This is a genomic window from Leisingera sp. ANG-M7 (assembly GCF_000813965.1).
Classification (GTDB): Bacteria; Pseudomonadota; Alphaproteobacteria; order Rhodobacterales; family Rhodobacteraceae; genus Leisingera.
In genome coordinates this window covers 17246-36608 of sequence record NZ_JWLI01000021.1, presented here as the reverse complement: position 1 = coordinate 36608, position 19363 = coordinate 17246, and the positions used below count along the sequence as shown (strand labels likewise).

The following is a 19363-nucleotide window of genomic DNA, read 5'->3' as shown; positions in this document are numbered from 1 at the left end:
TGCCGCGGAAGCCTCACACAGATGTGACTGGTCCTTCCAGCGCCGGAAGGCGGCAAAGGAAAAGGCCGGTTGGCATCAGAAGCGAGGATAGAATGAAACGGGTGATTGCCGCCTTTGCCGCAGGGCTGGCGGTCGCGGGATATCTTTGGCTGACGGGCGCGGATACCCGGACAGCCGGTATCCTGCCCTATCAGGATCCGCAGGCAGTTGCCGCCGGGCAGCGGATCTATCAGGATCATTGCGCCAGCTGCCACGGCGCAGACCTGCGGGGCGAGCCGGACTGGCAGACGCGGGACAGCGAGGGCCACATGCCTGCGCCGCCGCAAGACGCAAGCGGCCATACCTGGCACCATCCCGACGCGAAACTGCTGGAAATCACCCGTCATGGCATGGAGCGGCTTGTCGGGAACGGCTACCGCAGCCGGATGCAGGGCTACGCCGGGGTGTTGAGCGAACAGGAAATGCTGGAGGCTCTGGCCTTCATCAAAAGCCGCTGGCCTGCGGATATCATCGCCCGCCACAACCAGATCAACAGTCAGGAAGCCGAGTAGCCGGGGCCGGAACAGGCGCCACCCCATCTGACGCTTGTTCCGGTTTGTCTTCCGGCGGTCCTGGTTCAGCCGTGTGCGGCTGTCGCGGAACGCGGTTCGCTCTGCTCGCGCGGCGGCCGGCCGATCACGTCGCGCAGTTCTTCCAGCTCGATGAAGTTGTCTGCCTGGCGGCGCAGGTCATCAGAGATCATCGGCGGCTGGCTGCGGATGGTCGAGACCACCGAGACGCGCACGCCCTGGCGCTGCAGGCTGGCAATCAGCGGGCGGAAGTCCCCATCACCCGAGAACAGCACGATATGGTCGACACGCGGCGCCAGCTCCATGGCATCGACAGTCAATTCGATGTCCATGTTGCCTTTGACTTTACGGCGGCCCATGCTGTCGGTGTATTCCTTGGCCGGTTTGGTGACCATGGTGAAACCGTTGTAGTGCAGCCAGTCGACAAGCGGCCGGATCGGCGAATACTCGTCATTTTCCAGCAGGGCGGTGTAATAAAAGGCCCGCAGAAGCTTGCCGCGGCGCATGAATTCCTGCCGCAGGAGCTTGTAGTCGATATCAAACCCGAGCGCCTTGGCAGCGGCGTACAGGTTCGAACCGTCTATGAACAGCGCGAGCCGTTCGTCCTTGTAAAACATCAAAATTTTCCTTCCGGTATAACCGTCTCGGCCGGGGGTTCCGTGAGTGTGATTTTGAAATCGGCGAAACGGGTAGACTTAATGTAAGTTATTTGTCATTTGCCGCAAGTATACTGTCCGTTTGAATAGGCTCAAAGATGGCCGAAATCCATAAAACGGCGCTGATTGCGTTGGGCGGCAACCTGCCCGCTGACGCTGATGCGCCTCAGATCACCCTGGCAAAGGCTGTCCGCGCGCTGCAGTCGCAGGAGGTTTCCCTGCGCAGCGTCTCCCGGTTCTTTCAGACACCCTGTTTCCCAGCAGGTGCCGGGCCGGACTATGTGAATGCGGCGGTGGCGGTGGACACCACGCTGTCCGCCGGCGGGCTACTGGAGCGGCTACATCAGGTGGAGGAGCAGTTTGCACGGGTGCGGGAGCAGCGCTGGGGCATGCGGACGCTGGATCTGGATCTGGTGGACTTTGACGGTGCGGTGCTGCCGGACGCGGCGGGATATGCCCGCTGGCAGGGACTGCCCTTGGAGAGCCAGATGCAGGAGGCGCCGGGTCAGCTGATCCTGCCGCATCCGCGCATTCAGGACCGCGCCTTTGTGCTGGTGCCGCTGGCCGACATCGCGCCCCGCTGGCGCCACCCGGTCCTGCAGAAAACAGTGTCTGAAATGCTGGCGGAGCTGCCGGATCAGGAAGTGGCTGAGGTAACCCCGCTCTGAGCTGCGCAATGCGGTGTTTTCCGCCCTTGTCAAGAGAAAGATATGGGCGTAGATGTCTGCCTTCTGGACCAGGAATGATATGGAGAGTCGCTGATGGCCCGCGTGACGGTTGAAGATTGCGTCGATAAAGTGCCCAACCGCTTTGAGCTGGTGATGCTGGCTGCGCACCGTGCCCGCGAAATCTCGGCCGGTGCCCCGATCACCGTTGAGCGCGACAACGACAAGAACCCGGTTGTGTCCCTGCGCGAAATCGCCGACGAGACCCAGAGCGCCGATGAACTGCGCGAGCGCCTGATTGAGAGCAATCAGACCCAGATCGAGGTTGACGAGCCGGAAGAAGATTCCATGGCTCTGCTGATGGGCGCGGACAACGACAAGCCGGCTGACGACGACATGTCGGAAGAGAAACTGCTGCGTGCGCTGATGGAGGCCCAGGGCCAGGGCTGAGGCGCGCGTCTGACTATTTGAGGCTGCGGACCGGACATGATTTCCCCTGACGACCTGATTGCTCTGGTCCGCAACTACAATCCCAAGACAAATGCGGACAGGATCGCGGACGCCTTTGCGTTTGGCGAGCAGATGCATGAAGGGCAGTTCCGCCACTCGGGCGAACCCTATTTCACGCATCCGGTGGCGGTGGCCGCCATCCTGACCGAACAGCGCCTGGATGATGCGACCATCATAACCGCGCTGTTGCACGACACCATCGAAGACACCAAAGCCAACTACGAAGAAGTCTCCCGCCGTTTCGGCGAAGAGGTGGCGATGCTGGTCGATGGCGTCACCAAACTGACCAACCTGCAGCTCTCCAGCCGTGAGACCAAACAGGCGGAGAACTTCCGCAAGCTGTTCATGGCGATGTCCAAGGATCTGCGGGTGATCTTGGTCAAGCTCGCCGACCGTTTGCACAACATGCGCACCATCAAGGCGATGCGCCCGGAAAAGCAGGCTCAGAAGGCGCGCGAAACCATGGACATCTATGCGCCTCTTGCAGGGCGGATGGGGATGCAGTGGATGCGCGAGGAGCTGGAGGATCTGGCCTTCCGCGTGCTCAATCCGGAAGGCCGCCAGTCGATCATCCGCCGCTTTGTAACCCTGCAGCGGGAAACCGGCGACGTGATCCACCGGATCACCGGCGACATGCGGCTGGAGCTGGAAAAGGCGGGCATCGAAGCGGAGGTTTTCGGCCGCGCCAAGAAACCCTATTCGATCTGGCGCAAGATGCAGGCCAAGGACCAGGGCTTCTCGCGGCTTTCGGACATCTATGGCTTCCGGGTGATTACCCTGTCGGAAGAGGACGCCTACCGCGCGCTGGGCGCCATCCACCAGCGCTGGCGGGCGGTGCCGGGCCGGTTCAAGGATTATATCAGCCAGCCGAAGTCCAACGGCTACCGTTCCATCCACACCACTGTTTCGGGCCGTGACGGCAAGCGGGTTGAGGTGCAGATCCGTACCCGCCAGATGCATGACGTGGCTGAGACAGGCGTGGCGGCGCATTGGTCCTACCGGGACGGGGTCCGCACCGAAAACCCCTTTGCCGTTGATCCGGCCAAGTGGATCGCCTCACTGACCGAACAGTTCGACGCAGAGGATGACCACGACGAATTCCTCGAAGCCGTGAAGCTCGAGATGTATTCGGACCAGGTGTTCTGCTTCACGCCCAAGGGCGACGTGATCAAGCTGCCCAAGGGCGCCACGCCGATCGACTTTGCTTACGCCATCCACACTCGTATCGGCGGCTCCTGCGTCGGTGCCAAGGTGGACGGTATCCGGGTGCCCTTGTGGACACGTCTGCGCAACGGCCAGTCGGTTGACGTGATCACCGCCGAGGGGCAGACGCCGCAGGTCAGCTGGCTGGAGATTGCCACAACTGGCAAGGCCCGAACCGCCATCCGCCGGTCCTTGCGCGAAGCAGACCGGGCGCGGTTCGTCAAGCTGGGCCATGAGCTGGCGCGCTCAGCGTTTGAGCACGTCGGCAAGAAGGCAACCGACAAGGCATTGGAAACTGCGGCCCGCGCTTTGCGCGCCAGCGGCGTGGATGAATTGCTGTCGCGGCTGGGCGCGGCAGAGATCACGGCCCATGACGTGGTGCAGTCGGTCTATCCGGAGCTGACCTCCACCGGCGACGGCGACGAGATTTCCCCGCGCCGCGCTGTGATCGGCCTGGAACCGGGCCAGAGCTTCGAGCGCGCGGCCTGCTGCCAGCCGCTGCCGGGCGAGCGCATCATCGGCATCACCTACCGCGGCCGCGGGGTGGTCGTGCATGCCGCCGATTGCGACAAGCTGGGCGAGTTCGAGGACCAGCCGGAGCGCTGGATGGACGTCCAGTGGCACAGCGGCACCCACCCGGCCGCCTATGGCACCACGCTGGAGCTGACCATCGGCAACGACGCCGGCGTGCTGGGACGCATTTGCACATTGATTGGCGAGAAAAAGGCCAATATCTCGGACCTGGAATTTGTAGACAGGAAACCAGACTTTTACCGGCTCATGATCAATGTGGAGCTGCGGGATGTGGAACAGCTGCACTCGCTGATGCTGACGCTTGAGGCGGAAAGCGATGTTGCCGCGGTGGCGCGGTTCCGGGAAAAGCCGGAAGAGCGCCATTTTCCGGGGTAAGCCGCTGAAACTCTGAGCCGGGAACTGGGAAGGACGCACAGCTTTGGTATTCAGGCGCCGGGACAGACGTCCGCCCCTCCGGGCGCTGGCGGATTTCCTCTGGCCGCGCGGCGGCTGGGGCAGGGCGTTCCTGTATGTAAAGCACCGGGTCCGGCGCCTTCCCGATTCGCCGGAACGTATCGCCCGCGGCATTTGGGCGGGCGTTTTCACGACCTTCACACCCTTCTACGGGCTGCATTTCTTTGTTGCCGCATTCATTGCCCGGCTGATGAACGGCAATATCCTGGCATCGCTCAGCGCCACCTTCTTCGGCAACCCGCTGACCTATGTGCCGATCGGGGTCGCCTCGCTGCAGACCGGGCACTGGCTGTTGGGGACCGAGTTCGATCAAGAGGTCGACAAATCCCTGGTCGGCAAGTTCATGGCCGCCGGCGGAGATCTGAAGGACAATCTGATCGCGCTGTTCATGGACCGTCCTGCCGACTGGCAGGGTCTGCACCTGTTCTATGACGAGGTGTTTTATCCCTACATGATCGGCGGCGTCATTCCCGGCGTTATCTCTGCCACGGTCTGCTACTTGCTCAGCCTGCCGGTGATCCGGGTTTACCAGCAGCGCCGCAGGGCCAAGATCAAGGCCAAGTTCGAGGCGATCAAGAAACGCGCCGAGGTCGACACCGGCACCTGAGCGGGGCCGCGGGATTGTACCATTATTGCTTGCAGGGTTGCTCTTGCCCGCTGTCCGTCTAGTCTCGGGCCAAGGCTTTGACTTCAGACGGATGAGTGACCTCTCATGACAGATCATCAGCTGCGCTTGGGCGTGAACATCGACCATGTGGCCACCGTGCGGAACGCCCGCGGTGGGGCCTATCCGGATCCGGTCCGCGCCGCAAAGCTGGCCGAAGAGGCGGGCGCCGACGGGATCACAGCGCACCTGCGCGAGGACCGCCGCCATATAACCGATTCTGACATTGATGCGCTGATGGAGGCGCTGACAGTCCCGCTGAATTTCGAGATGGCGGCGACGGATGAAATGCAGAAGATCGCCCTGCGCCACAAGCCGCACGCGGTCTGCATCGTCCCGGAAAAGCGCGAGGAGCGCACCACCGAGGGCGGGCTGGAAGTGGCGCGCGAGGAAAACCGCCTTGCACATTTCATCGGCCCGTTGCGGGATGCCGGCTGCCGTGTGTCGATCTTCATCGCCGCTGACCGGAAACAGATCGATGCCGCCCACCGCATTGGCGCTGAAGTGATCGAACTGCACACCGGCGCCTATTGCGACTATCACGCCGAGGGCCGGTTCGAGGACCGCGACCGTGAACTGGAGGCACTGCGGGACATGTCCGCCTATGCCCACTCGCTGGGGCTGGAGGTGCACGCGGGCCATGGTCTTACCTATGACAGCGTGCAGCCGGTTGCTGCTTTCCCGGAGGTGCGCGAGCTGAATATCGGCCACTTCCTGATCGGCGAGGCAATCTTCCGCGGTTTGACCCCGGCGGTGCAGGAAATGCGCCGCCTGATGGACGCGGCACGGGGGTAGCAGCGATGCAAGTCAATCTGATCCGTTATGGTCTTTGGTGGATGGGGGCCTCTGTTGCGATGCTTCTGGCTGGTCTTTTGCTGGCGCAGTTCGGTATCGGCATGCCGGCCGGGCTGGCGACGGTGCTGCCGCCGATGGTGGCTTCTGTTGTTGAAGGCATGCGCATTGCCCAGGCTACCCGCGCACCGCTGCCCGGCAGGGACGCTTGGATTTGTGCGGCGGCAATGACCGGGGTGGTGGCAGTGCTGACCATCATCCAGCTGCCACTTTACTGGAACAGCCCGATGGTAACAGAGGCACGGCAGACAATTCCGTTTGCCTTCCTCGCGGGGATCTTCCTGCTGTTGCTGGCCGTGATCCTGATGGTCAACCGGCTGTTCCTGGGTCATGGCATCAAACTGGGTCTGAAGCGGCTGGAAGAATGATCCTAGGCATCGGAACCGATCTCGCCAATATCGAGCGCATCCAGCGCACGCTGGACCGTTTCGGCGACCGCTTCCGCAACCGCGTGTTCACCAAGGTAGAGCAGCGCAAAGCCGAGCGCCGCCGCGATGTGGCAGGCACCTATGCCAAGCGCTGGGCCGCCAAGGAAGCCTGTTCCAAGGCGCTCGGGACCGGCCTGCGCATGGGCATCGCCTGGAAGGACATGGCAGTCAGCAACCTGCGCACCGGCCAGCCGGTGATGCATGTGACCGGATGGGCCGCCGAACGGCTGCATCAGATGACCCCACCCGGTCATGAGGCGGTGATTCACGTGACATTGACCGATGACCACCCCTGGGCGCAGGCCTTTGTGCTGATCGAAGCACGCCCGATCCCCGCGAACCCTGCGGAATCGCCCGCCGGAACTTGACTTGCCCCCCTCAGGCCCGCATGTAGCCCCGGACCCTGTTTCCAATCCGGAGAGCCTGATGACGGCCAAAGCAAAGACCGGCAGTTCGATCATCGAGACGATCAAGACCATTGTCTACGCACTGCTGATCGCCGGTGTCTTCCGCACCCTGTTCTTCCAGCCCTTCTGGATTCCATCGGGATCGATGAAGGAAACCCTGCTGATCGGGGATTTCCTGTTCGTGAACAAGATGGCCTACGGCTATTCCTACGCGTCCTGCCCCAGCATCCGCATGCCCGCGATCGGGGTGAACATTGATGCCAAGAACATCTGCGGCTTTCTCGACGGCGACAACACTCGCCTGATCGGCGGCGAGCCGGAGCGCGGCGACGTGGTGGTGTTCCGCCATCCGGTCAACGGCAACGATTTCATCAAGCGTCTGATCGGCCTGCCGGGCGACAAGATCCAGATGAAGAACGGTGTGCTGTTCATCAACGGCGAAGCAGTGAAGCTGCAGGATGCCGGTGACTTTGAGGAAGTGATGGAGCGTCAGGGCCCGCAAGGCTCGATGCCGCGCTGCGAGAACGCGCCAGTGGGCCAGGGCGCCATCTGCAAAAAGTCTCGCCAGATCGAAACCCTGCCCGGCGGCAATGAGCATACAGTGCTCAACATCACCAACCAGGGCGTTGACCACACCAGTGTCTACCAGGTGCCCGAAGGCCATTACTTCTTCATGGGCGACAACCGTGACAACTCCTCAGACAGCCGGCTGCCGCAGTCCGCAGGCGGGGTTGGATTCGTGCCGTTTGAAAACCTGATCGGCCGCGCCGACCGGATCATGTTCTCCTCCGCCGGGCGCTCGATGCTCTATTTCTGGACCTGGCGCAGCGACCGTTTCTTCAAGGGGATCCAGTGAAACTGTCCAAGGAACTGCGCGCGTTCGAGGAGCGGATCGGGCACAAGTTTGCCCGCCCCGACCTGCTGCAGCGTGCCGTGACCCATGCGTCTGTGTCTTCCGCTACCCGGCAGGACAACCAGCGGCTGGAGTTTCTGGGCGACCGGGTGCTGGGGCTGGTTATGGCTACCGCTCTTCTGGAGCATGACAAGACTGCAACCGAGGGTCAGTTGGCGCCGCGCTTCAACGCGCTGGTGCGCAAGGAGGCCTGCGCTGACGTTGCCAAGGAAATCGACCTCGGCGCGGTGCTGAAACTGGGCCGCTCCGAGATGATGTCCGGCGGCCGCCGCAAGCAGGCGCTGCTGGGCGACGCGATGGAGGCGGTGATCGCCGCGGTTTACAAGGACGCGGGCTTTGACGCCGCGGCGGAGGTGATCCTGCGCCTCTGGGGCAGCCGTATCCATCAGGTTGAAACCGACGCGCGCGACGCCAAGACCTCGCTGCAGGAATGGGCGCAGGCCCGCGGCCAGAAGGTTCCCATCTATGTGGAGGTTTCGCGCAGCGGCCCCGACCACGCGCCGGTCTTCACCATAGCTGCGCGTCTTCAGGACGGCACCGAGGCGCAGGCCACCGCAGGCTCCAAGCGGCAGGCTGAGCAGGCCGCCGCCAAGGCATTGCTGGAAAAGCTGGGCTAGGTTTCAGGCCACCTATTCAGACCACCCGGATGTAGCCGGCCAGTCCGGTTTTCTGGTGCTCGATCACATGGCAATGGAACGCCCAGTCGCCGGGATTGTCGGCGACCAGGGCGATCTCGACCACCTCATCCTTCAACAGCAGCAGCGTGTCCGTCACCAGCGGCGGCAGTTTGCGCAGGTTGGAGCGGATCGGCACAAACGCCAGCCCGTGCAGATGGATCGGATGCAGGTTCGGCGATTCATTCCGAAGGCGCAGTACATAGCTCTTGCCCCTTTCCAGCACGGCCAGCGGACCTGTGCCCTTGGCCGCATCCCCTGCCCAGGGCGTGCGGTTGATCGACCAGAAGCTGTAGCCCATGGAGCCGCAGTAGCCGTCATTGGGCGGCCCGCCCTCCGGTGTCCAGCCAAAGACGAAATCATGCACTTCTGCATTAGCCAGATCCGGCCGGGCAACGGGGTTGGCAGGCAGCGGCTTCAGCTCCCGCAGATCCCGCGCCAAACCCGCCCCAACGGACCGCAGCTGTGCCATGGTGCGGGTTGGCTGGCCCGGAAGCTCTGCCAGCAGGTCCGCCGTCTGTTCCTCGCCCGCAGGCATCTGCACCGCGAAATCCACCCGCTGGCCGGGGCCAACCAGCAGCGGCTCCTTAGCTGAGGGCAGTGGCAGCTCAATCTCCGCCGGATGCCCGTCCCACGCGATGATCCGCGCCTGATCCGTGCTCAGATGCAGCTTGTAAATCCGTGTGGTGTCGGAATTCACCACCCTGAGACGCACCAGCCCACCGGCCGGATGGTCATAGACAGGCGCCTGCAGCCAGTTCGCAGTCAGCACGTTGCCGTGGGTGCCGCCCCGCGCCGCGCCGCGCGCGGTGTAATAGGGCAGGAACGCGCCCGCATCATCCAGCCGGAAGTCCCGCAGGTTGACTACCTGATCGCCGTCAAAACCGGGGTCCTCCGCCTCCCGGATCACCATCACCCCGGTCAGCCCATGCGCCATCTGCGCCATGGTCATGCAATGCGGATGATACCAATACGTGCCGGCATCCGGCGGGGTGAACGTGTAGTCAAAGCTTTCGCCGCCTGCGATCGGCATCTGGGTGAGGTACGGCACCCCGTCCATCGCATTGGCAATCCGCAGCCCATGCCAGTGCATCGCGGTATAATCTTCGGTGCCATTCTCTACCCGCAAGTTCATGGGCTCGCCCTGAGTGCCAAACAGAACCGGCGGCGGCGCATCCGGCGACAGGCTCACCAGCCCCCGGGTCGGAGTGTTACGAAAGGCAAAGCTGGCAGGCTGAATGGTCAGCCGCTGCGCCGCGGCGGCACTTGCTAAGCTCCAGCCGCCTGCGCCAAGCGCCCCGGCAGATGCAGCAGTTCCCAGCAGAAAATCACGGCGGTTCATCAGGCAGGCCTCTTGTTGTGCTCTCAGAGAAAGGCCTGGCTGCAAGATTGGCTCGGCACTGCGGTTCTTTCACGGGAATTGCCACAGGTCTTTGACATAGGGCAAGATTATGTGACACCGCCAAAACCGGCGGAAAACGCCTCTGGCCCCTGTGGGTAAATTCCTGTAGAGGCACTGATCTGCTAACAGGACCAGTTGAAATGACCACACGCGCGGGATTCGTTGCCCTGATCGGAGAGCCCAACGCGGGCAAATCCACCCTTCTGAACCGCATGGTCGGGGCCAAGGTCTCGATCGTGACCCACAAGGTGCAGACCACCCGTGCCCGCATCCGCGGCGTGGCGATGGAGGGCGATGCGCAGCTGGTGTTTGTCGACACGCCCGGCCTGTTCAAACCCCGCCGCCGCCTGGACCGTGCCATGGTCGCCGCGGCCTGGGGCGGCGCTGCGGACGCCGACGTCGTCGTGCTGATGGTGGAGGCCCACCGCGGCATCACCGAAGGGGTCGAAACCATCCTCGAAGGCCTCGCCGAGATCGGTGAGGGCCGCACCGTGGCGCTGGCGATCAACAAGATCGACAAGGTGCCGGCCGAAAAACTGCTGGGCCTCACCCAGGACCTGAACAGCCGCTACACCTTCGCCGAAACCTTCATGATATCGGCAGAGCGCGGCCACGGCGTCGACGACCTGCGCCAGTGGCTGGCAGGCAAGCTCCCGGAAAGCCCCTGGCTTTACCCTGAGGACCAGATCGCCGACCTGCCGATGCGGATGATCGCGGCGGAAATGACCCGCGAAAAGCTGACCCTGCGTCTGCACCAGGAACTGCCCTACCAGCTGACGGTTGAGACCGAGAAGTGGGAAGAGCGCAAGGACGGTTCTGCCCGCGTTGACCAAATGATCTACGTGGTCCGCGACGGCCACAAGGGCATCGTTCTGGGCAAGCGCGGCGAGACCATCAAATCTGTCTCCCAGGCCGCCCGCGCCGAGCTGGAGGAATTCCTGGGCCGCAAGGTGCATCTGTTCTTGCAGGTGAAGGTGCGCCCCAACTGGCTGGAAGAGGCCGAGCGCTATTCCGAAATGGGCCTCGACTTCAAAGACGGCAATTGACGCCACCCGTGCTTTTCACCTTTGAGAAAATACTCCCGCCGGAGGCACCCCGTATCTCCCCGCACGCTAAGACCGGCGGAGTCACGGCATGACACGCCTCACCGCCCGCTTCTGGGTCGATGCCTATCTGGCCCGTCTGCGGTTTCAGGACATCCCGGCCTTCATCACGTCGCACGGCGACGACACTGCCGGGGCGGTGCTGGTCAAGCTCAACACGCTCGACGGCCAGGCCCGCGCCTTTCACCGTACCTATGACCTGATGAGCGGCAACCGCAAATGGGATGAGCTGGCCGCTGGCGCCGAAATGGACGTAGATGCTTCAATAAGCCGGCAGCGTAGCTTCGACCCCGATCTCTGGGTGATCGAGGTCGAGGACCGGCAGGGCCGCCACCTGCTGGACGAACCCGGCCTGGAATGACCCTGCCGCTTGCAGCCCGTCCGGCAATGCGCTCTGGTAGGGCGGACCGCAGGACAGGGAGGCCCGCATTTGGAATGGCGTGATCACGGCATATTGCTTTCGGTGCGACCCCACGGCGAAAGCTCGGCCATCATCGACGTCTTCACCGAACAGCACGGCCGCCACGCGGGCGTGGTGCGCGGAGGTGCCAGCCGCCGGATGGCTCCGATCCTTCAGCCCGGTGCGCAGCTGGACGTGACCTGGCGGGCGCGGCTGGAGGATCACTTGGGCAGCTATCACGCCGAACCCTTGCGCAGCCGCGCAGCCGCGGCGCTATCCGGCCGGCTGGCGCTGGCTGGGCTGAACACAGTCACCGCGCTGTTGTCCTTCTGCCTGCCGGAGCGCGAACCGCACGCCGGTCTTTACACCCGCAGTGAACAGCTGCTGGACTTTTTGGGCAACGAAGATCTCTGGCCATTTGCTTACCTGCGCTGGGAGATGGCGCTGCTGGAGGATATGGGCTTTGGACTGGATCTGTCGGCCTGCACTGTGACCGGCAGCCGTTTCGGACTGGCCTATGTCTCACCGAAAACGGGCCGAGCTGTTTCACGTGAAGGCGCGGGCGAGTGGGCGGACCGTCTGCTGCCGCTGCCGCCGGTGATGCTGGGCCTAGGTGATGCAGGGGATGCTGAAATCGTTCAGGCCCTGCGCACGACCGGGCATTTCCTGGAGGCGCACCTGGCCCCGTCGCTGGGCAATCACCCGCCGCCAGAGGCGCGGGCCCGGCTGCTGGATCTGCTCAGCCGCCGGCTTTGAACAGCATTTCGCGCCCGGCCTCATTGCTGAGGATCAGAACATCGCCTGAAACCTCTGCCAGCGTCATCTTCTGCAGCGCTTTCAGGAATGCGTCCTCTGCTTCCAGCTCCGGGCAGGCCATGCGCGTCACCGCCAGCGGGCCGGTTTCGAACCAGGGGTAGGGCGCGGTCTGGCTGCCCAGAAACCTGTTGCAAGGCGCCTGACCAGCGATCTTGCCTGGTTCCGGAAAGGTCAGGATAGCCTTGGCGGCAAAGGCGCTGCCGTCAATGCTTTGCAACTGCCATTCCGTGCCCGCGGCGCCATAGGCCGACAGGGTTTCATCGCCTGTGCAGGCGCTTGGCAGCAGCAGGGAAGTGATTAGAACAACACGCAGCATGAAGTCCTCCGGCAGTCGTTTCTCAAGTCACTTTGGATGGCAGCGGGGGACAGCGCAAGACTGTAGCCGGAAGCGGGGCTCCCGCCCGCCGCAGCGGCTTTGAAAATGCTTTACGCCCATCGGATCCGGCACTGCACCGGGGCGCGGAAGCCGCCGTCTTCAGTTCTCTCGGATGATCTCTGCGACCTTGCGGCCGATTTCGCCGCTGGCTTTGATCGACGGGTGGATCATGTCGGCTGCGTGGTAAGAGCGGTCGCCGTAGGGAACCATGTCCTTGTTCGACAAAAAGAAGATACCTTCGTCCTGCTCCGCCAGACGGCCGATGCGGGCTTCCAGTTCGTTGCCTTCGTCCCGGCAATGCTCGATCAATGACCCCACCCCGGGGCTGCGGAGATAGCCGACGTAGATTACCTTGGCCCCGGTTGCGCGCAGCTTTGTCAGCATTGAGGGGATCGCCCCATCAAGCCCGTCAGCCGAGATCAGCTTGTCCATTTTGCGGTCGCAGGCAAAGCAGCCGCAGCCCAGCCACAAGTCGTTGCCGCCGCCGTTCACGATCACCCAGTCCCACTCGCCGGGTGTGTACTGTTTGCCGATGTTCATCCCGGCAGCACCGGATATTGGCAGCTTGTAAAGTATCCGCGCAGCAGAGACCGAACGGTCCACCACCGGTTCCTGAAGTTCCCGCGACACCGTGTCTGAAATGGATTTGCCTGCCAGGCTGTGCCAGGCGAGAAGGGAATCCCCCATTGCCAGAATGCGGGACGGCTGGTCGGATTGCACCGTATCGCCGCAGGCGGACAGCAGGAACAGCAAGGGCAGAAGGAGGCAGCGAAGGAGAGACATGCGCCATTGTTAACTACGATTCGTTAAGGATCGAATAACCAGTTTCGGAAACAGATTTTTTCTGCGCAGCGGTTGCAGGCAGGACGCAGGAAACGCGGTTCCGGTCGGAAAAAAGCCCGGCGCGAACGCCGGGCAAGAAGGGGATTGCTCCCCTGCGGTGGTCTCTGGCGGCAGTCAGCCCAGCAGGCGGCGGGCGATCACCTGCGCCTGGATTTCGGCAGCGCCTTCAAAGATGTTCAGGATGCGGGCATCGCACAGCACGCGGGAGATCTTATATTCCATCGCAAAACCGTTGCCACCGTGGATCTGCAAACCGTTGTCGGCCGCTGCCCAGGCGACCCGCGCGCCCAGGAGCTTGGCCATCCCTGCTTCCAGGTCGCAGCGGTGGCCGTGGTCCTTTTCACAGGCTGAGAAGTAGGTCAGCTGCCGGGCGATCATGATCTCCACCGCCATCATCGCCAGCTTGCCGGAGACCCGCGGGAAATTGATCAGCGACTTGCCGAACTGCTTGCGCTCCTGCGCATACTGCATGGCAATATCCAGCGCCGACTGCGCCACGCCGATGGCACGGGCCGCGGTCTGAATGCGGGCCGATTCAAAGGTCTCCATCAGTTGCTTGAAGCCCTTGTTTTCCTCGCCGCCTAGCAGGTTTTCCTGCTTCACGTGGAATTTGTCGAAGCCCAGCTCGTATTCCTTCATGCCGCGGTAGCCCAGCACCTCGATCTCGCCGCCGGTCATACCAGGGGTGGGGAAGGGGGCCTCGTCGGTGCCCGGGGTCTTTTCCGCCAGGAACATCGACAACCCGCGGTGGTCGGTGGTGTTCGGATCGGTGCGCGCCAGCAGCGTCATCACATGGGTGCGGGCGGCGTGGGTGATCCAGGTCTTGTTGCCGGTGATCTTGTAATCGCCGTTCTCGTCCTTGACCGCGCGGGTCCGCAAAGAGCCGAGGTCGGAACCGGTGTTCGGCTCGGTGAACACGGCAGTGGGCAGGATCTCTGCGCTGGCCAGTTTCGGCAGCCAGTTGGCCTTCTGCTCTTCGGTGCCGCCGCAGAGGATCAGCTCCGCCGCAATCTCAGAGCGGGTGCCCAGCGAACCAACACCGATATAGCCGCGCGACAGTTCTTCGGAGACCACCACCATGGAGGCCTTGGACAGGCCGAACCCGCCGTATTCCTCCGGGATGGTCAGCCCGAAGACGCCCATCTCCGCCAGTTCCTCTATGACTTCCATCGGGATCAGCTCATCCTTCAGGTGCCAGTCATGGGCATTCGGCTCGACCTTCTCCACCGCATAGCGGCGGAACTGGTCGCGGATCATTTCCAGCTCTTCCTCCAGGCCGGAGGCGCCGAACATGGTGGAACCAGCCTGTTCCTCCATCAACTCCACCAGACGGGAGCGGGCGGCCTGGCTGTTGCCCTGCTCGCAGAGCGTCATCACCGCCGGCACCATAAGGGCACGCTGTGCATCCTGCGACAGGCCCAGGTCCTGCAGGCGGGTGATCTCGCCCTGGTTCATCTGGATGCCGCCATAGACCTGCCACAGGTATTCGCCAAAGCCGATCTGGTGCAGCAGCTGCTCCATCTCGCCGAACTTGCCTTCAGCCTGCAGCCTCTCGGCCCATTTCTGCATCTGGCGCAGCGAGTAGACATAAGTGGCAAGCCACGAAAGCCCGTGCGCTGCCACTTGGTTTTCCTCGATCAGCTTTCCGGACACACGGCCGTCGCTGCTCACCATGTCCTTGACGGAGGCGCGCGCGGCCTCAAGCAGCTGGTCCAGCGGTTCCAGCGCGGCGCCGGTCAGCGCCAGCAGGTCGGGAATGAGAGTCGGTTTCATATGCAAGTCCTGTCCGTCGTGGGCCATGAATCAGATCCTTCTTCGGTCGCCCGGTGGTAAATCATTTTGCAGGTGCAGCGCAACAAAAATACTCACGGGTGCGTCATTTGGATCAAATCTTGCGTGTTGATTTTGCCCGTGCAGCACGCTGCGGATGTGGTAGAGCGGAAGGATGACCGCATTGTTTTCGCTTCTTTCCCCGGCTGAGCTGGCAGCGGCCTTTGGCATCGCGCTGCTGGCGGGCACGGTCAAAGGCCTGGTGGGCTTTGCCATGCCGATGATCTTCATCTCCGGCCTCAGCATGTTCCTGGCGCCGGACCTGGCGCTGGCCGGGCTTATCCTGCCCACCCTGGTGACAAACGGAATGCAAGCCCTGCGGCAGGGGCCTGCGGCGGCCATGGCATCGATCCGCAAGTTCCACGTATTTCTGCTGATCGGCCTGATCTGCCTGCTGCTCAGCGCCCAGATGGTGCGGCTGCTTCCGCAGCAGGCGCTGCTGCTGGTGATTGGCCTGCCAGTTACCGTCTTTGCCTGCATCCAGCTGATGGGCAAGACATTCACCATCGCCAATCCCTCCCGCCGCAGCGAAGCGATGGTGGGGGGCATTGCGGGCTTGATCGGCGGTGTGTCCGGTGTCTGGGGACCGCCAACCGTGGCTTACCTGACCGCTCTGAACACTGAGAAAAGCGAACAGATCCGGGTGCAGGGGGTGATCTACGGCCTTGGCGCAGTGGCGCTGCTGGTGGCCCACATCGGCTCCGGCGTGATCCGGGTTGAGACAGCGCCCTTTTCGCTGGCGCTGATCGTGCCGGCGGTGGCGGGCATGTGGATCGGCGGTCAGTTGCATGACCGGATCGATCAGGTGCTGTTCCGCCGTGCGACGCTGGTGGTGCTGCTGATCGCCGGTTTGAACCTGCTGCGCCGCGGCGTGCTGATGTAGCGGGCGGGCAGGGCACCATGCAGCAAAGGTTCAGCGCAGAACAACTTGCAACCGGCTCCATCCTTATCGCTTTGGCAGTGATGGCGCTGAAGGTGGCCGCCTGGCGGATGACCGGCTCCATTGCGCTCTTGTCGGATGCGCTGGAATCGCTGGTGAACATCGGCGGCGCGGTGATGGCCTGGTTCGCGGTGCGCTATGCCCAGCGGCCTCCGGACGCAGGCCACCCCTACGGCCACCACAAGGCCGAATACTTTTCAGCCGTGATCGAGGGCATCCTGATCGTGATTGCGGCCCTGGTGATCCTGCATGAGGCTTTCAGCGCGCTGACCCGCGCAGGCGATCCTAGCTGGGGGGCTGCCGGCATGGTGGTCAACGGTATGGCGATGCTGGTGAACCTGGCCTGGGCGCGGGTGCTGCTGCGCGCAGGCGGGCGGTTGAAATCACCGGCGCTGTCGGCCGGCGGACGCCACCTGATGAGCGACGTCTGGACCTCTGCCGGTGTGCTGGCCGGGCTGGTGCTGGCGCTGGCCACCGGCTGGGCGGTGCTGGACCCGCTGCTGGCTCTGCTGGTCGGCGTCAACATCCTGCGCGAAGGCTGGCTGGTGATCGCCGCCTCTGTGAACGGCCTGATGGACACAGCCGCACCGGAAGAGGAGCGCCGGAAAATCGAGGCTGTCATCCAACGCATGGCGGCAGGCGCGCTGCAGGTGCATGGCCTCAAGACCCGCCGGGCAGGCCGCGCGCTGTTTATCGAGTTTCATTTGGTGGTGGACGGCGCCATGACGGTGCGGGCCTCGCATGGCATCTGCGACCTGATCGAGATTGCCCTCCGGGACGCCTTGCCGGAGGCGCAAGTGGTGATTCACGTGGAGCCGGAGCACAAGCTGGAGCCTGCGGGGATCAAACCGCACTGAAGCGTTTGCAATTCCCTGCCGCCTCCCGTTTAACCGCCTTCAGACAGGCAAAGGAGCAGGCACATGGCGATGGAGTGGAACAGGCTGCTGAACCCGGGGCGGCTGTGCCGGCCGGAGTATCCCGAGGCCCCGGGGCGCGAGGCCTATTTGCAGGACTATGACCGCATTCTGTTCTCTGAGCCGTTCCGGCGGCTGGCACAGAAAACCCAGGTGCATCCGCTCTACAGCCATGACCATGTGCATCACCGGATGATCCACAGCATGGAGGCTTGCAGCGTCGGGCGCTCGCTTGGCGCGGGCGTCGGCCAGGCTTTGCTGAAGGAAGGACGCATCAACCCGGAACAGGTCTTGCGCATTGCCGGCCATGTGCAATCCGCCTGCCTGCTCCACGACATCGGCAACCCGCCCTTTGGCCATTCCGGCGAAGACAGCATCGGCGGCTGGTTCGCCGCGCAGTTCAAGGCAGGCGCAGGGCTCGCCGCCCAGATCCCGGCAGACCGCCAGGCCGAGTTCGCGCATTTCGAGGGCAACGCCCAGGGGCTGCGCATCGCCGGGCGGCTGGAAATGGCCCGGCGCGAGGGCGGCATGCGGCTCAGCTACGCGACGCTCGGCGCTTTCCTGAAATACCCCTGCACCCGCCAGGTGCGCGATGCGGTTTGCGGCGATGGCCCGGCGCCTTATGCAGGCCTTAAGAAATTCGGCGTCTTTGCCGCTGACACCGCGCTGCTCGATGAAATCTGCAGCGCCACCGGCATGATCCGCGAAAGCGCAGGCTGGTACCGCCGCCACCCGCTCGCCTTCCTGGTCGAGGCCGCAGACGACATCTGCTACCGGATCATGGATATCGAGGACGCAGGCGCGGTGGGCGATCTAGATCGCGGTGATGTGGCTGCAGTGCTGGAAGACATCACCGGCAAACCCAACCGCGAGGAAGACGCTGCAATGCCGTTGGGCGAACGCGTTGCGCTCCTGCGGGCGCTTTCCATCGGCGCCGCTACCAGCGCCGCGGTGCAGGCATTCCTCGACAATTACGACGCCATCATGAGCGGCGAGTTCGACGGCGACCTGATCGGCGCTTCATCCAAGGCAGACGCCTTTGCCGAACTGCAGCGTCTGTCGGTGGAACGCATCTTTGCCGCGCGCCGCAAGACAGAGCTGGAGGTCGCGGGCCGCCAGGTGCTGCACCGCATCCTCGGCCACTTCCATGAGCTTTACACCGATCTTGCCGCCTGCGGCTGGGATCAGGCGGTGCTGGCCAAGGAGCACTCTCACTGGGCGCAGCTGATCCGCGCAGTGGACCTCGACCTGCGCGGGGTGGAGGACCCATATACCGCCATGCATTCGCTGGCGGATTTTGTCTCCGGCATGACCGACCGCTATGCGGTCAAGGTCCGGGACATGGTTTCCGGGAGCCTTCAGGCCTGATCCCCTTCCTCCGGGCGCATGATCTTTTCCCGGGCCGCGCTGTCGCGGCCCGCCATCTGATCGGTGATCCGGTTTGCCCAGGCGTTGTTCTCGTCTGCCAGTGCTTTGATTTCACGTGCCAAAAAGGCAAACCCGTGGCCGGCCTTACCTGCCCGCGCCGCCTCGATCCCCGCGTTGATCGCCAGGATCGAAAGCTTCTGCACCGACCGCAGGATGTTCTCTGCCAGTTTCAGGATTTCGGCATTGTCTGCTTCTGTCTTCTGCAGGGTGACTTCCAGCTCCTTGCGCAAGCTGACTTCGGCCGAGGCATCCACCACCAGCCCTTCCAGAAATACCATCTCGCCACTGTCGTCGTAGACTGCGTTGCCACGCTCGCGGACCCATGCGGCTGAGCCGTCAGGCCGCTGCAGCCGGTAGGCAACGTCCCAATTTTCTCCGGCTTCGATAGCTGCGTCCACGTCGGCAAAGACGCGGTCAATGTCATCGGCATGGGTTAGGCCGACATATGACACTTTCGAATTTCCAAGTATGTCCGATTTCGGGCATCCGCACAGCTTCTCGACCTGCCCGGCCATGAACTGCATCGTGAAATTTTCGTCATTGGCACAGCGGTACACAAAGGCGCTGCCGGAACTGAAAATGCTGTTGAAGACCGTCAATGCCTCGTTGCTCATTCTCGCCCCTCCCTGGATGTGGCGCAAATCTGGATTGAACAGCCGCAAAGCTGTGATTGCGGAAAATTTGCGGAGGAAAGGGTTAAGAAAAGGTTTCTGTGAAATTTTATTTCCCCAAATGAAAAACCCCGGCGGAAGGCCGGGGTTTTCTTTACTCAGAGGAATTTGC

22 protein-coding genes are annotated in these 19363 nt (G+C 63.1%); 16 read left to right on the top strand and 6 right to left on the bottom strand.

The window, feature by feature from the left end; all coding sequences use genetic code 11:
- The first annotated feature begins 92 nt into the window (after positions 1 to 92).
- Entirely contained in the window at positions 93 to 551 is a 459-nt protein-coding gene (locus tag RA26_RS19660; RefSeq protein ID WP_039186725.1) for a c-type cytochrome, read from the top strand.
- Between the two features lie 65 nt (positions 552 to 616).
- Here RA26_RS19660 and RA26_RS19655 read toward each other — a convergent pair whose 3' ends face one another.
- Positions 617 to 1186: a LabA-like NYN domain-containing protein gene (locus RA26_RS19655; RefSeq protein WP_019296609.1), complete on the bottom strand. Its 570-nt coding sequence runs from the start codon at positions 1184 to 1186 to the stop codon at positions 617 to 619.
- A gap of 137 nt (positions 1187 to 1323) precedes the next feature.
- Between RA26_RS19655 and folK the strand changes: the two genes are divergently transcribed.
- From folK to rnc, 9 genes are all read left to right on the top strand, one after another.
- Complete coding sequence (gene folK / locus RA26_RS19650; protein WP_039186724.1) at positions 1324 to 1893, top strand: 2-amino-4-hydroxy-6-hydroxymethyldihydropteridine diphosphokinase; 570 nt, start codon at positions 1324 to 1326, stop codon at positions 1891 to 1893.
- Positions 1894 to 1986: 93 nt separating this feature from the next.
- A complete protein-coding gene (gene rpoZ, locus RA26_RS19645) occupies positions 1987 to 2340 on the top strand; it encodes a DNA-directed RNA polymerase subunit omega (RefSeq protein ID WP_039186722.1) in 354 nt (117 codons plus the stop codon).
- Positions 2341 to 2376: 36 nt separating this feature from the next.
- On the top strand, positions 2377 to 4512 hold the full coding sequence (locus tag RA26_RS19640; protein ID WP_039186720.1) for a RelA/SpoT family protein: 2136 nt from the start codon (positions 2377 to 2379) through the stop codon (positions 4510 to 4512).
- A 43-nt stretch (positions 4513 to 4555) separates the two neighbouring features.
- Positions 4556 to 5197 carry a DUF2062 domain-containing protein gene (locus RA26_RS19635; protein ID WP_039186718.1) on the top strand — a complete coding sequence of 214 codons (642 nt, stop codon included), beginning with the start codon at positions 4556 to 4558 and terminating at the stop codon, positions 5195 to 5197.
- Positions 5198 to 5302: 105 nt separating this feature from the next.
- Entirely contained in the window at positions 5303 to 6049 is a 747-nt protein-coding gene (locus RA26_RS19630) for a pyridoxine 5'-phosphate synthase (protein ID WP_039186715.1), read from the top strand.
- A 5-nt stretch (positions 6050 to 6054) separates the two neighbouring features.
- Complete coding sequence (locus RA26_RS19625) at positions 6055 to 6474, top strand: ABZJ_00895 family protein (protein ID WP_039186714.1); 420 nt, start codon at positions 6055 to 6057, stop codon at positions 6472 to 6474.
- On the top strand, positions 6471 to 6902 hold the full coding sequence (gene acpS / locus RA26_RS19620) for a holo-ACP synthase (RefSeq protein WP_039186710.1): 432 nt from the start codon (positions 6471 to 6473) through the stop codon (positions 6900 to 6902). The genes RA26_RS19625 and acpS overlap by 4 nt, the downstream gene beginning before the upstream one ends.
- A gap of 58 nt (positions 6903 to 6960) precedes the next feature.
- Positions 6961 to 7797 carry a signal peptidase I gene (gene lepB / locus RA26_RS19615; RefSeq protein WP_039186709.1) on the top strand — a complete coding sequence of 279 codons (837 nt, stop codon included), beginning with the start codon at positions 6961 to 6963 and terminating at the stop codon, positions 7795 to 7797.
- The gene (gene rnc, locus RA26_RS19610; RefSeq protein WP_039186706.1) at positions 7794 to 8471 is read left to right on the top strand and encodes a ribonuclease III; all 678 of its coding nucleotides are present in this window, start codon (positions 7794 to 7796) and stop codon (positions 8469 to 8471) included. The genes lepB and rnc overlap by 4 nt, the downstream gene beginning before the upstream one ends.
- Positions 8472 to 8487: 16 nt before the next feature.
- Here the strand turns inward: rnc and RA26_RS19605 are convergent, their stop codons facing one another.
- The gene (locus RA26_RS19605; RefSeq protein WP_039186704.1) at positions 8488 to 9870 is read right to left on the bottom strand and encodes a multicopper oxidase family protein; all 1383 of its coding nucleotides are present in this window, start codon (positions 9868 to 9870) and stop codon (positions 8488 to 8490) included.
- 200 nt (positions 9871 to 10070) lie between these two features.
- Between RA26_RS19605 and era the strand changes: the two genes are divergently transcribed.
- From era to recO, 3 genes are all read left to right on the top strand, one after another.
- Positions 10071 to 10976, top strand: coding sequence for a GTPase Era (era, locus tag RA26_RS19600; RefSeq protein ID WP_019296596.1), 906 nt, complete (start codon positions 10071 to 10073; stop codon positions 10974 to 10976).
- Between the two features lie 88 nt (positions 10977 to 11064).
- Entirely contained in the window at positions 11065 to 11394 is a 330-nt protein-coding gene (locus RA26_RS19595; RefSeq protein ID WP_039186701.1) for a DUF1491 family protein, read from the top strand.
- A 69-nt stretch (positions 11395 to 11463) separates the two neighbouring features.
- On the top strand, positions 11464 to 12189 hold the full coding sequence (gene recO / locus RA26_RS19590) for a DNA repair protein RecO (RefSeq protein WP_039186698.1): 726 nt from the start codon (positions 11464 to 11466) through the stop codon (positions 12187 to 12189).
- Here the strand turns inward: recO and RA26_RS19585 are convergent.
- The 3 genes from RA26_RS19585 to RA26_RS19575 form a co-directional block, all read right to left on the bottom strand.
- Positions 12173 to 12565 (bottom strand): META domain-containing protein, encoded by a 393-nt coding sequence (locus RA26_RS19585; protein ID WP_039186695.1) that lies wholly within the window; start codon positions 12563 to 12565, stop codon positions 12173 to 12175. The genes recO and RA26_RS19585 overlap by 17 nt on opposite strands.
- Before the next feature lie 159 nt (positions 12566 to 12724).
- Positions 12725 to 13408: an SGNH/GDSL hydrolase family protein gene (locus RA26_RS19580; protein ID WP_039186693.1), complete on the bottom strand. Its 684-nt coding sequence runs from the start codon at positions 13406 to 13408 to the stop codon at positions 12725 to 12727.
- A gap of 174 nt (positions 13409 to 13582) precedes the next feature.
- The gene (locus tag RA26_RS19575; protein ID WP_039186690.1) at positions 13583 to 15268 is read right to left on the bottom strand and encodes an acyl-CoA dehydrogenase family protein; all 1686 of its coding nucleotides are present in this window, start codon (positions 15266 to 15268) and stop codon (positions 13583 to 13585) included.
- 145 nt (positions 15269 to 15413) lie between these two features.
- On the opposite strand from RA26_RS19575, the gene RA26_RS19570 reads away from it, so the two are divergent.
- The 3 genes from RA26_RS19570 (at position 15414) to dgt (ending at position 18520) form a co-directional block, all read left to right on the top strand.
- The gene (locus RA26_RS19570) at positions 15414 to 16181 is read left to right on the top strand and encodes a sulfite exporter TauE/SafE family protein (protein WP_039186689.1); all 768 of its coding nucleotides are present in this window, start codon (positions 15414 to 15416) and stop codon (positions 16179 to 16181) included.
- 17 nt (positions 16182 to 16198) lie between these two features.
- On the top strand, positions 16199 to 17095 hold the full coding sequence (locus RA26_RS19565) for a cation diffusion facilitator family transporter (protein WP_039186687.1): 897 nt from the start codon (positions 16199 to 16201) through the stop codon (positions 17093 to 17095).
- A 63-nt stretch (positions 17096 to 17158) separates the two neighbouring features.
- Positions 17159 to 18520: a dGTP triphosphohydrolase gene (gene dgt, locus RA26_RS19560; RefSeq protein ID WP_193747645.1), complete on the top strand. Its 1362-nt coding sequence runs from the start codon at positions 17159 to 17161 to the stop codon at positions 18518 to 18520.
- Here dgt and RA26_RS19555 read toward each other — a convergent pair.
- Positions 18511 to 19194: a methyl-accepting chemotaxis protein gene (locus RA26_RS19555; protein ID WP_039186685.1), complete on the bottom strand. Its 684-nt coding sequence runs from the start codon at positions 19192 to 19194 to the stop codon at positions 18511 to 18513. The two genes, dgt and RA26_RS19555, sit on opposite strands and share 10 nt — an antisense overlap.
- Between the last annotated feature and the right edge of the window lie 169 nt (positions 19195 to 19363).

Coding starts and splice junctions, on each gene's coding strand:
- RA26_RS19660 (WP_039186725.1), top strand. CDS start 93: ATGAAACGGGTGATTGCCGCCTTTGCCGCAGGGCTGGCGGTCGCGGGA.
- RA26_RS19655 (WP_019296609.1), bottom strand. CDS start 1,186: ATGTTTTACAAGGACGAACGGCTCGCGCTGTTCATAGACGGTTCGAAC.
- folK (WP_039186724.1), top strand. CDS start 1,324: ATGGCCGAAATCCATAAAACGGCGCTGATTGCGTTGGGCGGCAACCTG.
- rpoZ (WP_039186722.1), top strand. CDS start 1,987: ATGGCCCGCGTGACGGTTGAAGATTGCGTCGATAAAGTGCCCAACCGC.
- RA26_RS19640 (WP_039186720.1), top strand. CDS start 2,377: ATGATTTCCCCTGACGACCTGATTGCTCTGGTCCGCAACTACAATCCC.
- RA26_RS19630 (WP_039186715.1), top strand. CDS start 5,303: ATGACAGATCATCAGCTGCGCTTGGGCGTGAACATCGACCATGTGGCC.
- RA26_RS19625 (WP_039186714.1), top strand. CDS start 6,055: ATGCAAGTCAATCTGATCCGTTATGGTCTTTGGTGGATGGGGGCCTCT.
- acpS (WP_039186710.1), top strand. CDS start 6,471: ATGATCCTAGGCATCGGAACCGATCTCGCCAATATCGAGCGCATCCAG.
- lepB (WP_039186709.1), top strand. CDS start 6,961: ATGACGGCCAAAGCAAAGACCGGCAGTTCGATCATCGAGACGATCAAG.
- RA26_RS19605 (WP_039186704.1), bottom strand. CDS start 9,870: ATGAACCGCCGTGATTTTCTGCTGGGAACTGCTGCATCTGCCGGGGCG.
- era (WP_019296596.1), top strand. CDS start 10,071: ATGACCACACGCGCGGGATTCGTTGCCCTGATCGGAGAGCCCAACGCG.
- RA26_RS19595 (WP_039186701.1), top strand. CDS start 11,065: ATGACACGCCTCACCGCCCGCTTCTGGGTCGATGCCTATCTGGCCCGT.
- RA26_RS19585 (WP_039186695.1), bottom strand. CDS start 12,565: ATGCTGCGTGTTGTTCTAATCACTTCCCTGCTGCTGCCAAGCGCCTGC.
- RA26_RS19580 (WP_039186693.1), bottom strand. CDS start 13,408: ATGTCTCTCCTTCGCTGCCTCCTTCTGCCCTTGCTGTTCCTGCTGTCC.
- RA26_RS19575 (WP_039186690.1), bottom strand. CDS start 15,268: ATGGCCCACGACGGACAGGACTTGCATATGAAACCGACTCTCATTCCC.
- RA26_RS19570 (WP_039186689.1), top strand. CDS start 15,414: ATGACCGCATTGTTTTCGCTTCTTTCCCCGGCTGAGCTGGCAGCGGCC.
- RA26_RS19565 (WP_039186687.1), top strand. CDS start 16,199: ATGCAGCAAAGGTTCAGCGCAGAACAACTTGCAACCGGCTCCATCCTT.
- dgt (WP_193747645.1), top strand. CDS start 17,159: ATGGCGATGGAGTGGAACAGGCTGCTGAACCCGGGGCGGCTGTGCCGG.
- RA26_RS19555 (WP_039186685.1), bottom strand. CDS start 19,194: ATGAGCAACGAGGCATTGACGGTCTTCAACAGCATTTTCAGTTCCGGC.